This window comes from Phycicoccus endophyticus (genome assembly GCF_011326735.1).
In the GTDB taxonomy this organism is placed as follows: domain Bacteria; phylum Actinomycetota; class Actinomycetes; order Actinomycetales; family Dermatophilaceae; genus Phycicoccus; species Phycicoccus endophyticus.
Map to the genome: position 1 here is coordinate 14414 of NZ_JAANCN010000019.1, position 12363 is coordinate 26776.

The 12363-nt window shown below is 72.5% G+C and carries 9 protein-coding genes; 2 read left to right on the plus strand and 7 right to left on the minus strand.

All coding sequences use genetic code 11. The features are described 5' to 3' along the window. Positions 1-13 precede the first annotated feature (13 nt). Entirely contained in the window at positions 14-1075 is a 1062-nt protein-coding gene (gene mtnA / locus G8D98_RS14845; RefSeq protein ID WP_166105103.1) for an S-methyl-5-thioribose-1-phosphate isomerase, read from the minus strand. A 116-nt stretch (positions 1076-1191) separates the two neighbouring features. Between mtnA and G8D98_RS14850 the strand changes: the two genes are divergently transcribed. Next, entirely contained in the window at positions 1192-2052 is an 861-nt protein-coding gene (locus tag G8D98_RS14850) for a universal stress protein (RefSeq protein ID WP_166105105.1), read from the plus strand. Here G8D98_RS14850 and G8D98_RS14855 read toward each other — a convergent pair. The 6 genes from G8D98_RS14855 to G8D98_RS15580 all read right to left on the minus strand — a co-directional run bounded on the left by G8D98_RS14855 (position 2042) and on the right by G8D98_RS15580 (position 11692). Further along, entirely contained in the window at positions 2042-4186 is a 2145-nt protein-coding gene (locus tag G8D98_RS14855) for a S9 family peptidase (RefSeq protein WP_166105108.1), read from the minus strand. The two genes, G8D98_RS14850 and G8D98_RS14855, sit on opposite strands and share 11 nt — an antisense overlap. 71 nt (positions 4187-4257) lie before the next feature. Next, entirely contained in the window at positions 4258-6039 is a 1782-nt protein-coding gene (locus G8D98_RS14860) for a bifunctional metallophosphatase/5'-nucleotidase (protein WP_166105112.1), read from the minus strand. 156 nt (positions 6040-6195) lie between these two features. Further along, positions 6196-9816 carry a DNA polymerase III subunit alpha gene (gene dnaE / locus G8D98_RS14865; RefSeq protein ID WP_166105115.1) on the minus strand — a complete coding sequence of 1207 codons (3621 nt, stop codon included), beginning with the start codon at positions 9814-9816 and terminating at the stop codon, positions 6196-6198. 79 nt (positions 9817-9895) lie between these two features. Then, entirely contained in the window at positions 9896-10819 is a 924-nt protein-coding gene (locus G8D98_RS14870; protein ID WP_166105117.1) for an RluA family pseudouridine synthase, read from the minus strand. Next, a complete protein-coding gene (gene lspA, locus G8D98_RS14875; RefSeq protein ID WP_166105119.1) occupies positions 10812-11384 on the minus strand; it encodes a signal peptidase II in 573 nt (190 codons plus the stop codon). Before lspA ends, G8D98_RS14870 begins: the two co-directional genes overlap by 8 nt. Continuing rightward, positions 11357-11692, minus strand: coding sequence for a TraR/DksA family transcriptional regulator (locus G8D98_RS15580; RefSeq protein ID WP_308788803.1), 336 nt, complete (start codon positions 11690-11692; stop codon positions 11357-11359). The genes lspA and G8D98_RS15580 overlap by 28 nt, the downstream gene beginning before the upstream one ends. Here G8D98_RS15580 and G8D98_RS15585 point away from each other — a divergent pair. Further along, complete coding sequence (locus G8D98_RS15585) at positions 11685-12272, plus strand: hypothetical protein (protein ID WP_229661742.1); 588 nt, start codon at positions 11685-11687, stop codon at positions 12270-12272. The genes G8D98_RS15580 and G8D98_RS15585 overlap by 8 nt on opposite strands. Positions 12273-12363 lie beyond the last annotated feature (91 nt).

Genomic DNA, 12363 nt, shown 5'->3' on the forward strand with positions numbered 1-12363 from the left:
CATACCTTCATACCTACGAAGTGAAGGACATCCCTTCATGTTCGGCGGTCCCTGGGGTGCGCCCGGCCGCCGGCTCGAGCACTCCCCGCTCGGTCGCGAGGGCCGTGACGAGACGCGCCGGGGTGACGTCGAAGGCGGGGTTGAACGCGGGGCTGCCCTCCGGGGCGACCCGCACCCCGCCGACGGTCGTCACCTCATGGTCGGGGCGCTGCTCGATCTCGATGCCGTCACCGTCGGCGACGTCGAGGTCGACGGTCGACCAGGGCGCGGCGACGAGCAGCGGCACCCCGGCCTCCCGGCAGGCCAGGCCCACGGCCAGGGTGCCGATCTTGTTCGCCACGTCCCCGTTGGCCGCGACCCGGTCGGCGCCGACGACGGCACAGTCGACGAGGCCCCGCAGGACCGTCGAGGCGGCCGCTCCGTCGACCTGGACCGTGTGCGGGATCCCCTCCGCGCGCAGCTCCCATGCCGTCAGCCGAGCTCCCTGCAGCAGCGGGCGCGTCTCGTCGACGTAGACGAGCTCGAGCCGACCGCGCGCGTGCAGCTCGCGGACCACGCCGAGGGCGGTCCCCCACGCCGAGGTGGCCAGGGCCCCCGCGTTGCAGTGCGTCAGCACCCGCAGGCGCGGGCGCTGCGTGCGCTCCAGGAGCCAGTCGGCCGCCCGGGCGGACAGCTCCCGGTTGGCCGCCTCGTCGGCCGCGGCGAGGGCGTGGGCCGCCGCGAGCACCGCCTCCCGCCCCTGCGGGATGAGCGGCCGCACCTGGTCGACCCCCCAGGCGAGGTTGACGGCGGTGGGCCGTGCGCTGCGCAGCCGGTCGACCTCGGCGTCCAGCCGCGCGGCGTCCCAGCCCTCCCGCTCGGCCTCGTCGAGGGCGAGCACGACGCCGAAGGCGCCGGCGACCCCGAGCGCGGGCGCACCGCGCACCGCGAGCTCGACGATGGCCTCGACCAGGGCGTCGACGGTGGTGACGACCCGGTAGCCGGTCCGCGCCGGCAGCAGCGTCTGGTCCAGCAGCCGCAGGGCGCCGCGGCCACCCGCGGCCTCGATGTCCCAGTCCAGGGCGAGAACGCTCATGCCCGCACCCTAGGGGTCGCACGCCACCGGCCGGACGTGACGTCCGTCCTTGTCGCGGTGGCCTCGGGGTGGGACGGTCGAGGGGACACCGGAGTCAGGAAGGACGGGTGAGTTCGATGAGCCAGTCTCGTGTCGTCGTGGGCGTCGACGGGTCGCCACTGTCCAAGGCGGCGGTCGTCCAGGCCGCCCACTTCGCGAGCACCCGAGGGATGACCCTCCACGTGCTGCACGCCTTCGCGCCGGACCTGCCGATGCTCGGTTTCGGCGTGCTCTCCGACCGGGAGGCCGTCACCACGCACGGCCGTCAGCTGCTCGAGAACGCGGTGGCCCGCGCGCACGCCGCCCACCCCGGGCTGACGGTGACCACGGCCCTGCACGACGGGTACGCGAGCCAGTCGCTCATCGCGTCCTCGCACACGGCCGCCCTCGTCGTCCTCGGCTCGACCGGGCACGGCGTCCTCAGCCTGACGAGCATGGGCGCGGTCGCCATGCAGGTGCTCACCCACGCGCACTGCCCCGTGCTCGTCGTCGGGCACCCCCGCACGAGCGCACCCGAGCCCGGCAGCCGGGTCGTCGCCGGGGTCGACGGCTCACCGTCCTCCCTCGAGGCGCTGCGGACCGCCGTGCGCGAGGCGAGCATCCTGCGGGGGTCGGTCGAGGTCGTCCACGCCTGGCAGGCACGCGGTGCGTCCGACCCGACGCTCGCGAACGCCTCGAGCTGGGAGGAGTACGTCGCCGGGGTCGAGTCCCTCGTCGAGGAGGCCGTCGCCGAGCTGCGCCCGGAGCACGCGGACACCGCCGTCGAGGTGCGGGTCGTGCGCGACGAGCCGGTGCACGCCCTCGCCGCGAGCAGCGCCGACGCGAGCCTCGTGGTCGTCGGTGCCCGTGGCAGCGGGGGCTTCGACGGGCTGCACGTGGGATCGACGGCGCTGCGGCTCGTCGGGCGCAGCGAGTGCCCGGTGCTCGTCAGCCGCTGACCGGCGGGTCGTCGGCGTCGACGCGCTCGCTCGCGCCGAGCTGGTCGAGCACGAAGGCCCACTCCCAGGCCACCTGCTCCCACGCCGCGTACCGCCCGCTGCGGCCACCGTGCCCGGCCGACATCTGGGTGCGCAGCAGCACCGGGCGGGTGTCCGGGTCGTTGGTCACGGTCTCGCGCAGCCGGGCGACCCACTTGGCCGGCTCGGTGACGTAGACCCGGGTGTCGTGCAGGCTGCTCGTCGCGAGGATCGCGGGGTACTCCACCGGGCGGACGTTCTCGTAGGGCGTGTAGCCGCGCATGACGGCGTAGACGTCGGGGTCGGCCAGGGGGTTGCCCCACTCCTCCCACTCCCCCACGGTGAGCGGCAGCTCGGGCTGGAGGATCGTCGTCAGGGCGTCGACGAACGGGACGGCGGCGTGGGCGACCCGGAAGCGCTCCGGCGCGAGGTTGAGGACGGCACCGACGAGCAGCCCACCGGCCGATCCTCCCTCGAGGCCGAGCCCGTCGGGCGCGACCCACCCGGCGTCGACGAGGTGGTCGGCCACCGCGACGGTGTCCGAGAAGGTGTTCGGCTTGGCGAGCAGCTTGCCGTCGTCGTACCAGCGACGCCCGAGCTCGCCCCCACCGCGCACGTGGGCCACCGCGTAGACCACACCACGGTCCAGGAGGCCGAGGCGGGCCACGGAGAAGTACGGGTCCGAGGAGATCTCGTAGGAGCCGTAGGCCGTGAGCAGCCCGGGGTGGCTGCCGTCGGGGAGGACGCCGCGGCGACGTACCACCGAGACGGGCACGGCCGTGCCGTCGGCCGCCTCGACCCACTCGCGCGACTCCTCGTAGTCGTCGGGGTCGAAGCCGCCGAGCACCGGCTGGCGCTTCAGCTCGGTCCGGGCCCCGGTGGCCAGCTCGACCTCGAGGACGGTCCGGGGGGTCGTCCAGGACTCGAGGACGACCTGGACCGCCCGCTGGTCGGGTTCGGGGTTGTCGCCGAGGGCGATGGTGTGCACCGGCTGCTCGACGGTGACGTCCCACGGCGTCCCGTGGCCGGAGAGGGAGGTGACGTCGCGCGGCAGGACCCGCAGGGCGCTCAGCCCGCCCGTGCGCACCGTGAGGACGCTCGCGGTGTCGAAGGCGTCCACCCCGACGAACCGCTCCCCCTCGCCCGAGGCCAGCAACGGCACCCACTGCTCGTGGCTGCGCGCCTCGAGTGGTGCCCACGCCAGGTCCGAGTCGGGGCTGTCGGCGTTGTGGACGACGAGCAGCCGGTCGCCGGCGGGCTCCACGTCGTACTCGACGCCCTCGCGACGGGGGGCGACGACGCGCCACTCCCCCTGCGGGTCGTCCGACGGCAGCATCCACACCTCCGAGGTCGTCTTCGACCCCAGCCCGAGCAGCAGCCAGCGCTCGTCACGGCTGCCGCTGACGCCCATCCAGAAGCGCTCGTCCTCCTCCTCGTGGACGAGGACGTCCTCGCCGGGGTCCCCGCCGACCCGGTGGCGCCACAGCTGGTGGGGTCGCCAGGCGTCGTCGAGCCGGGTGTAGAAGACGAAGGACCCGTCGCGGCTGAGCTCGCACCCGTAGCCGATCCCGGTGAGCGAGGTGTCCAGGACCCGCCCGGTGGCGATCTCGCGGACGGTGAGGTCGAAGCGCTCGTCGCCGGCGGTGTCGACGGCGAAGGCGAGCAGCCGGTGGTCGGCGCTGACCGTCAGGGCGCCCAGGGCGAAGAACTCCGCCTCACCCGCCTCCGCGTTGCCGTCGAGCACGACCTGCTCGCCGGGGACGGCGCGGGCCTCGGGGTCGGGACGTTCGTCACCGTCGCGCCGGGGCGCGCGGACGTGGACCGCGTACTGGCTCCCCTGCGCCGTGCGGCTGAAGTACCACCAGGGCCCGCTCGCGACGGGGACTGAGAGGTCGTCCTCCTGCACGCGGGCCCGGATCTCCTCGAAGAGGGTCGAGCGCAGGGGCTCGAGGTGCGCGGTGCGCTCCTCGGCGTAGCGGTTCTCGGCCTCGAGGTGGGCGAGCAGCTGCGGGTCGTCCAGGTCGCGCATCCAGGCGTAGGGGTCCTCGACGCGCTCGCCGTGGTGCTCGCGCACGAAGGGTCGGCGGGGCGCACGTGGAGGGGTGGGGCTCGGCATGGCGCCACCCTACGCACCGGTCACGCGAGGGCCGCCCCCGAGCAGGATGCGGCCCTCGCGTGCTCGTGCCCCTACAGACCGGAGACGCGGTCCTCGGGCGCGGTGAGGCCGGGGTTGGCCTTGAGGTAGTCCACGAGGTTCGCGAGGTCCTCCGCGCCACCGAGCACGTTCGTGCCGGCCGAGAACCCGGTGAACAGGTCACCGCCGTTGGCGAGGAAGTTCAGCGTCGAGACCCGGTAGGTGGCGTCCGGGTCGATCGGCGTGCCGTTCAGGCTCATCGACCCCGGGACGACGCGTGAGCCCTGCGGCTGCGAGGCGTCCCACGTGTAGGAGAACCCCTCGGAGACCCCGAGAGCGAGCATCGGACGGCTGCCGCGGTCGGCCACCGGCTGGTACTGCTGCTCGAGGATCTCCTCGATCTGGGAGCCGGTGAGGTCCATCGAGACCAGCAGGTTGCCGAACGGTGCCACGTCGTAGGCCTCGGCGTAGGTGATCTCACCGGTGCCCTCGGCGTACTTCGGTGCGCGCAGCAGGCTGGCCCGCACACCGCCGATGTTCATGAAGGAGATCTGCGCCCCGCCGTTCTCGGGCGCCTGCGTGCCCCAGAGGATCGCGTCGGCGACGAGGTCGCCCATCGGCGTCTCGATGCCGCGGTCGCCGCTGGAGTCACCGGTGATGTCCTCGGCGTTCGTGCCGACGACCTGGGCCGCGAGCGGACCGGCGATCGACTGCCACTTGTCGATGATCTGGGTCTGGGTCTTGTCCGCGGGGTACTTCTCGCGGTCGACGAGGTGGTTGGTCGCGCTCGAGGCTCGACGGACGACGTCACCGGTGCGCCGGTCGATGGTCAGCGTCGTCTCGGTGACCACCTGACCGTAGGACGCGGCGCTCGTCACGAGCCGGGGCTTGCCCGCCGGGTCGGGGATGGAGCAGACGTACGGCTGGTGCGTGTGCCCCGTGATCAGTGCGTCGATCTCCGGGCTCATCTGCTCGGCGATGGTCGCGATCGGGCCGGAGATGCCCTCGCACTCGTCGTACGTCCCGCTCTGGTAGCCGCCCTCGTGCAGGAGCACGACGATCGAGCGCACACCCTGGCGGCGCAGCTGGCGGGCGGCGCGGTTGGCGGTGACGACCTCGTCCTTGAAGTCCACGCTCGCGACGCCGGCCGGGTCGACGAGCGTCGGGGTGGCCTCGAGGGTCATCCCGATGAACCCGATCTTGACCCCCCCGACCTTCTTGACCGAGGTGCCCGGCAGCAGGGTGCGCCCGGTGGACTCCTTGACGACGTTGGCGGCGAGCCACTGGAAGTCGGCCCCCCGGTAGGGCTGGGTCGGGAAGTAGCAGCCGTCCACCGGGTGGCAGCCACCGCGCTGCATCCGCAGCAGCTCCTCGGTCCCCTCGTCGAACTCGTGGTTGCCGACGCTGCTCACGGCGAGGTCCATGGCGTCGAGGGTCTCCACCGAGGGCTCGTCGTGGAAGAGGCCCGACAGGAAGGTCGAGCCACCGATGAGGTCGCCGGCGGCGACCGTGAGGGAGCGACCCTGGGGAGCCGTGCGTCGCAGGGCCTTCAGGGCGGTGGCGAGGTGCTCCGCCCCGCCGACCGGGGTCTGGCTCGGGTCGAGGCTGGCGTCCAGCGGCCCGTCGGTGGCCTCGAGGTGGCCGTGGTAGTCGTTGAAGGACAGCAGCTGGACGCTCGTGGTCCGGCTGTGGTGGTGTCCCGGCCAGTGCCCGTGGCCCGGGTGGTGGCCGTGGCCGTGGCCACCGGCGGTCGCGGCGGGCGTCGCGGCGACGAAGGCGGCGACGGTGGCGGCGGCCACCCCGGCGCCGAGCGTGCGTCGTCGGGTCGGTCTCATCGTGGGGTTCTCCTGCGTCTCGAAGGCGACCGCCCCCTGTCCGGGCGCTCGCGTGAGCACGACCCTAGGAGAGTCGGCGGCTTCCGGCACCTCGAGGCGGCCGCACACCGCGCGCGGTCGGCGAGCGTTCACCTGGACGACGCCGCGGCGTCGGTCTCAGGCGAGGCAGCGCGGCCCGAGCAGCACCTTGAGGTCGCCGAAGAGACTCTCGTCGGCGCTCACCCGGTAGGCCGGGTCCAGCCGCAGCTCGACCGTGCGCCCCGGCGAGAGGAGGCGCAGGTGGACCTCGGTCGTGCCCGGGTGGCTGCTGAGCACGCCCTTGAGCTCCTCGACCCGCTGGGCCGTGGCCCGCGCGGTCTCCATGGTCACGACGACCGGCCCGCGCGGCCCCTCGGAGACGTCCGGCAGGGTGAGCTCCTGGGCGTAGAGCGAGACGGTGTCGTCACGCCGGTTGACCTTGCCCCGCACGACGGCGATCTGGTCCTGCTGGAGCATGCCGGCGACGGTCATGTACGTGCTCGGGAAGAAGAGGCACTCGATGGACCCGGCGAGGTCCTCCACCGTGGCGATCGCCCACAGGTCGCCCTTCTTGGTGCGCTTGACCGCCAGCCCGGTGATCAGCCCGGCGATGGTGACCATCGACCCCTCGGGGCGGCCGCCCTCGTCGGCGGTGAGCGTCGCGATCTGGGTGTCGGCCTGGGCGGCGAGGACGTGCTCCACGCCGAACAGCGGGTGGTCGGAGACGTAGAGGCCGAGCATCTCGCGCTCGAAGGAGAGCAGGGTCTGCTTGTCCCACTCGACACCGGGGACCGGCGCCAGCCCCATGAGGTCCTCGCCGCTCCCGGCAGCGCCGTCGTCGCCGAAGGCACCGAAGAGGCTGTCCTGGCCGATCGCCTCCTGCCGCTTGACGGCGACGAAGGCGTCGACGTACTCCTCGTGGACGCGCACGAGACCCATCCGGGTCTCGGCCAGGCCGTCGAAGGCGCCGCCCTTGATCAACGACTCGATGGTGCGCTTGTTGCAGACCACGGCCGGCACCTTGGACATGAAGTCCCGGAAGGAGGTGAACCGGCCCTTCTCCTCGCGGGCCCGGATGACCGCGTCGACCACGTTGTGCCCGACGTTGCGCACGGCGTGCAGTCCGAAGCGGATGTCGGTGCCGACCGCGGCGAACTGGCCGACCGAGTCGTTGACGTCCGGGGGCAGGACCTTGATGCCCATCCGGCGGCACTCCCCGAGGTAGAGGGCCGACTTGTCCTTGTCGTCCCCGACGCTGGTGAGGAGGGCGGCCATGTACTCCGCCGGGTAGTTGGCCTTGAGGTAGGCCGTCCAGTACGAGACGAGGCCGTAGGCGGCGGTGTGCGCCTTGTTGAACGCGTAGTCGGAGAACGGGACGAGCACGTTCCACAGCGCGGCGACCGAGGCCTCGTTGAAGCCCTGCGCCTTCATCCCCTCCGAGAAGGGGACGTACTCGGCGTCGAGGACCTCCTTCTTCTTCTTGCCCATCGCCCGCCGGAGCAGGTCGGCGTTGCCGAGGGTGTAGCCGGCGAGCTTCTGGGCGATCTCCATGACCTGCTCCTGGTAGATCACCAGGCCGTAGGTCGTGCCGAGGATCGGCTCGAGCGCGGCGACCATCTCCGGCTGGAGCCTGCCCTTCAGCTGCGGGTCGAGCGGGGTCAGCTCCTGCTTGCCGTTCTTGCGCAGCGCGAAGTTGGTGTGGGCGTTGACGCCCATCGGGCCCGGTCGGTACAGCGCGAGGGCGGCGGAGATGTCCTCGAAGTTGTCCGGCTGCATGAGCTTGAGCAGCGTGCGCATGCCGCCGCCGTCGAGCTGGAAGACCCCGAGGGTGTCCCCGCGCTGGAGGAGCTCGTAGGTCGGCTTGTCGTCGAGGGTGCGGGTCAGGGCGTCCAGGTCGATGTCCTCGCCGCGGTTGGCCCGGACGTTGGCGATGGCGTCGTCGAGGATCGTCAGGTTGCGCAGCCCGAGGAAGTCCATCTTGACCAGCCCGAGGGACTCACAGCTCGGGTAGTCGAACTGGGTGATCACCTGGCCGTCCTGGAGGCGGCGCATGACCGGGATGACGTCGGTGAGCGGCTCCGAGGACATGATGACCCCGGCCGCGTGGACGCCCCACTGACGCTTGAGGCCCTCCAGGCCCTTGGCCGTCTCGACGACCTCCTGGAGATGGCTCTCGCCGGCCACGAGGTCGCGGAACTCCTTGCCCTCGCCGTAGCGGGGGTGCTCGGGGTCGTAGATGCCCGAGAGGGGCACGCCCTTGCCCATGACGTCGGCCGGCATCGCCTTGGTCAGCTGCTCGCCGACGGCGAAGGGGTGGCCCATGACGCGCGCGGAGTCCTTGACGGCCTGCTTGGCCTTGATCGTGCCGTAGGTGACGATCTGGGCGACCCGGTCGTCGCCGTACTTGTCGGTGACGTAGCGGATGACCTCGCCGCGGCGGCGCTCGTCGAAGTCGACGTCGAAGTCGGGCATCGACTGGCGCTCGGGGTTGAGGAAGCGCTCGAAGATCAGGCCGTGCGGCACGGGGTCGAGGTCGGTGATCTTCATCGCGTACGCGCACATCGACCCGGCGCCGGAGCCACGACCCGGCCCGACCCGGATGCCGTTGTCCTTGGCCCAGATGATGAAGTCGGCGACGACGAGGAAGTAGCCCGGGTAGCCCTTGCCGACGATGACCTCGGTCTCGAACTCGGCCTGCCGGCGGGCGTAGTCGGGGACCCCGCCGGGAAAGCGCTCGCGCAGCCCCCTCTCGACCTCCTTGACGAACCAGGACTCCTCGTTCTCCCCCGGCGGGCAGGGGAAGCGCGGCATGTAGCGACCCTCGCCCTCGGTGAACGAGATGTTGCACATCTCGGCGATCCGCAGGGTGTTGTCGCAGGCCTCGGGCAGCTCACGCCAGGTGTGGCGCATCTCGGCCGGGCTCTTGAGGTAGAAGTCGTCGGAGTCGAACTTGAACCGGCCCGGGTCCATCATCGTCGAGCCGGACTGGACGCACAGCAGGGCACCGTGGGCCTTGGCGTCCTCGGGGCTGGTGTAGTGCAGGTCGTTCGTCGCGACGAGCGGCAGGTCGAGCTCGCGGGCCAGGCGCAGCAGGTCGCGCTGGACCCGCCGCTCGATGTCGAGCCCGTGGTCCATGAGCTCGCAGAAGAAGCTGTCCCGCCCGAAGATGTCGCGGAAGTCCGAGGCGGCCTGCTTGGCGAGGTCGTACTGCCCGAGGCGCAGCCGCGTCTGGATCTCGCCGGAGGGGCAGCCGGTCGTGCCGACCAGGCCCCGGCCGTACCGGTCGAGCAGCTCGCGGTCGACCCGGGGCCACTTGGCGTACACCTGGTCCAGGGAGGCCTGGCTGTCCATCCGGAAGAGGTTGCGCAGCCCGTCGTTGTCCTTGGCGAGCAGTGTCATGTGGGTGTACGCGCCGTTGCCCGAGACGTCGTCACCCGGGCGAGTGCGCTCGTCGCCCCACTTGACCCGGGTCTTGTCGGTGCGGTGGGTGCCGGGCGTCACGTAGGCCTCGACGCCGATGATCGGCTTGACCCCGGTGCCCTGGGCCTTCTTCCAGAACTCGTAGGCCCCGAAGACGTACCCGTGGTCGGTGGTCGCGAGGGCGGGCATGCCCATCTGTGCCGCGCGCTCGAAGAGGTCGCCGATCCGGGCCGCGCCGTCGAGCATCGAGTACTCGGTGTGGACGTGGAGGTGGACGAACGGGTCCCCGCCGCTCGCAGGGGCGTTCGGGGCGGGGGGCGGGGCGGACGGGGTCGACATCGCCGCCCATCCTAGGTCGCGCCGGGGACAGCTCCCGGCGTGTCGCCACCCGTGTCGCGTGCTCCCCCGCCGGGCGGGCTCAGAGCCGCTCGAGGGCGGTCTGCAGGTCCTGCGGGTAGCCGCTGTGGAAGGTGACCCACTCCCCGCTCCCGGGGTGGGTGAGGCCGAGACCGACGGCGTGCAGCCACTGCCGCTGCAGCCCGAGCCGCCGGGCCAGGGCGGGGTCGGCGCCGTAGAGGGGGTCCCCGACGCACGGGTGACGGACGGCGGCCATGTGGACGCGGATCTGGTGGGTGCGGCCGGTCTCGAGGCGCACCTGGAGCAGGCTGGCGTGCCGGAACGCCTCGAGGAGCTCGTAGTGGGTGACGGCCGGCTTGCCGGAGTCCATGACGGCGAACTTGTACTCGTGCCCGGGGTGGCGCCCGACGGGGGCGTCGATGGTCCCCGAGAGCGGGTCGGGCAGGCCCTGGACGAGCGTGTGGTAGGTCTTCTCGACCTGGCGTTCCTTGAAGGCGCGCTTGAGGAGGGTGTAGGCGCGCTCGCTCTTGCAGACGACCATGAGCCCGGAGGTCCCGACGTCGAGGCGCGAGACGATGCCGCGCCGCTCGCTCGGCCCGCTCGTCGAGATGCGGTAGCCGGCGGCCTTGAGCCCGGCGAGCACGTTGGGCCCGCTCCAGCCGACGCTCGGGTGGGCCGCGACGCCGACCGGCTTGTCGACCACGACGATGTCCGCGTCGTCGTGGACGACCCGCATCCCGGGAACGGGCTCGGCGACCACCTCGAGGCTCGGGCTGCTCGGGGCGCTCGGGATGGCGACCTCGAGGGTGTCACCGGCGCTGACCCGGTGGCTCTTCCCGACGGTGGTGGAGTTGACCTCGACCTCGCCGGCGCTCGCGAGCTCGGCGGCCCGGGTGCGCGAGAGCCCGAAGAGCCGTGCGATCGCGGCGTCGACGCGTTCGCCCTCGAGCCCGTCCGGGACCAGGACGGTGCGCTGGTCACCCATCGCCGCGCGCCGGCCTCGTGCGGTGGCCACCGAGCGGGACGCCGCGGTAGGCGAGCACCATGATGATGCCGGCCGCCGTGACGATCGCGATGTCGGCGACGTTGCCGACGAAGAGGCCGGCGTAGTCGATGAAGTCGACGACGTGGCCGCGCCCGGGCCCCGGCTCGCGCACGAGCCGGTCGAGCAGGTTGCCGAGAGCCCCGCCGAGAAGCAGGCCCAGGGCGATTGACCAGGGCAGGCCGGCGACCCTGCGGACCCCGAGCAGCACCCAGCCGAGGATGGCCAGCGAGACCAGGGTGAGCACCCAGGTCGCGCCGTCGCCGAGGGAGAAGGCCGCACCGGGGTTGCGGATGAGCGAGAGCCGGAGCACCCGGCCGAGGACGTCGACGGGCTGCCCCGGGGTCAGGGCGGCCAGGGCCCACGCCTTGCTCGCCTGGTCGAGGACGAGGACGAGGACGGCGAGGAGACCCAGGACGGCCCGCGACCTCCCTCGCGGCGGGTGCGGTCGGGCGGGCGGGCGGTCGGGCTCGGCCGCGCTCAGCGGCGTTCCTGGGAGGTCTTGCATGGTATGCACAGGGTCGCACGAGGCGCGGCCTGCAGCCGCATCTTGCCGATGGGGTTGCCGCACGACTCGCAGGTGCCGTAGGAGCCGTCCGCGATCCGCTCCAGGGCGCGCTCGGTCTGGTCGAGCATCTCCCGGGCGTTGTTGGCGAGCGAGATCTCCTGCTCGCGCTCGTAGGTCTTGGCCCCGGCGTCGGCCTGGTCGTCACCCGCGCCGTCCCCCGAGTCGCGCAGGAGGTCGACCAGGTCGGAGGCGGCGTGCGCGAGCTCCTCGCGCAGCTGGACGACGTCGCGCTCGAGCTCGGTGCGCACGGAGCGCAGCTCTGCCGCGGTCCACGGCGACTCGTCCTGGCGCACGACGAGGGATGACGCCGGCACCGACGCCCGCCCGGGCTTCCTCGCCGAAGCCTTCGTCGTCGACGCCTTCGTGGCCGCGGTCTTCTTCGCCGTGGACTTCGTCGCCGCGGCCTTCGTGGCCGTGGACTTCGTCGTGCCAGTCTTCTTGGTCGCGCTCTTCGTCGTCGCGGACTTCTTGGCCGCGCTCTTCGTCGCCGCGGACTTCTTGGCCGCGCTCTTCGTCGCTGTGGACTTCGTCGCCGCGCTCTTCGTGGCCGCGCTCTTCGTCGCTGTGGATTTCGTCGCCGCGCTCTTCGTGGCCGCGCTCTTCTTGGCCGTGGACTTCTTCGCCGTGGACTTCGGGGCCGCGGCCTTCGGCGTCGTCGTCTTCGCCGCCGACGGCGTCGTCGACGTCTCCCCCCGACCGGTGGCTCGCCGCGCCGTCGCGGCCGCCCTGGCTGTCGTCTTCTTCGCGGCGGACAGGGCCCGCTTCACCACCATGCTGGACACCCTTTCAGGGGGCGAGCGGGCCCTCGCGGCCCGCCCGGTGCGCTGAGGATACGTGGCAGGAGGGGGCCGCTCAACGTGCGCAACGCCACGGCTGCACACCGGAGCAGGGCCGGGCCCTCGACGGCCGGAGCCGCCCG

What these genes read in the sequence shown, in the direction of transcription:
- G8D98_RS14870 (WP_166105117.1), bottom strand. Translation starts at nt 10,819, where the DNA reads ATGGGTGACCAGCGCACCGTCCTGGTCCCGGACGGGCTCGAGGGCGAA.
- G8D98_RS14850 (WP_166105105.1), top strand. Translation starts at nt 1,192, where the DNA reads ATGAGCCAGTCTCGTGTCGTCGTGGGCGTCGACGGGTCGCCACTGTCC.
- mtnA (WP_166105103.1), bottom strand. Translation starts at nt 1,075, where the DNA reads ATGAGCGTTCTCGCCCTGGACTGGGACATCGAGGCCGCGGGTGGCCGC.
- G8D98_RS14860 (WP_166105112.1), bottom strand. Translation starts at nt 6,039, where the DNA reads ATGAGACCGACCCGACGACGCACGCTCGGCGCCGGGGTGGCCGCCGCC.
- dnaE (WP_166105115.1), bottom strand. Translation starts at nt 9,816, where the DNA reads ATGTCGACCCCGTCCGCCCCGCCCCCCGCCCCGAACGCCCCTGCGAGC.
- G8D98_RS14855 (WP_166105108.1), bottom strand. Translation starts at nt 4,186, where the DNA reads ATGCCGAGCCCCACCCCTCCACGTGCGCCCCGCCGACCCTTCGTGCGC.
- lspA (WP_166105119.1), bottom strand. Translation starts at nt 11,384, where the DNA reads ATGCAAGACCTCCCAGGAACGCCGCTGAGCGCGGCCGAGCCCGACCGC.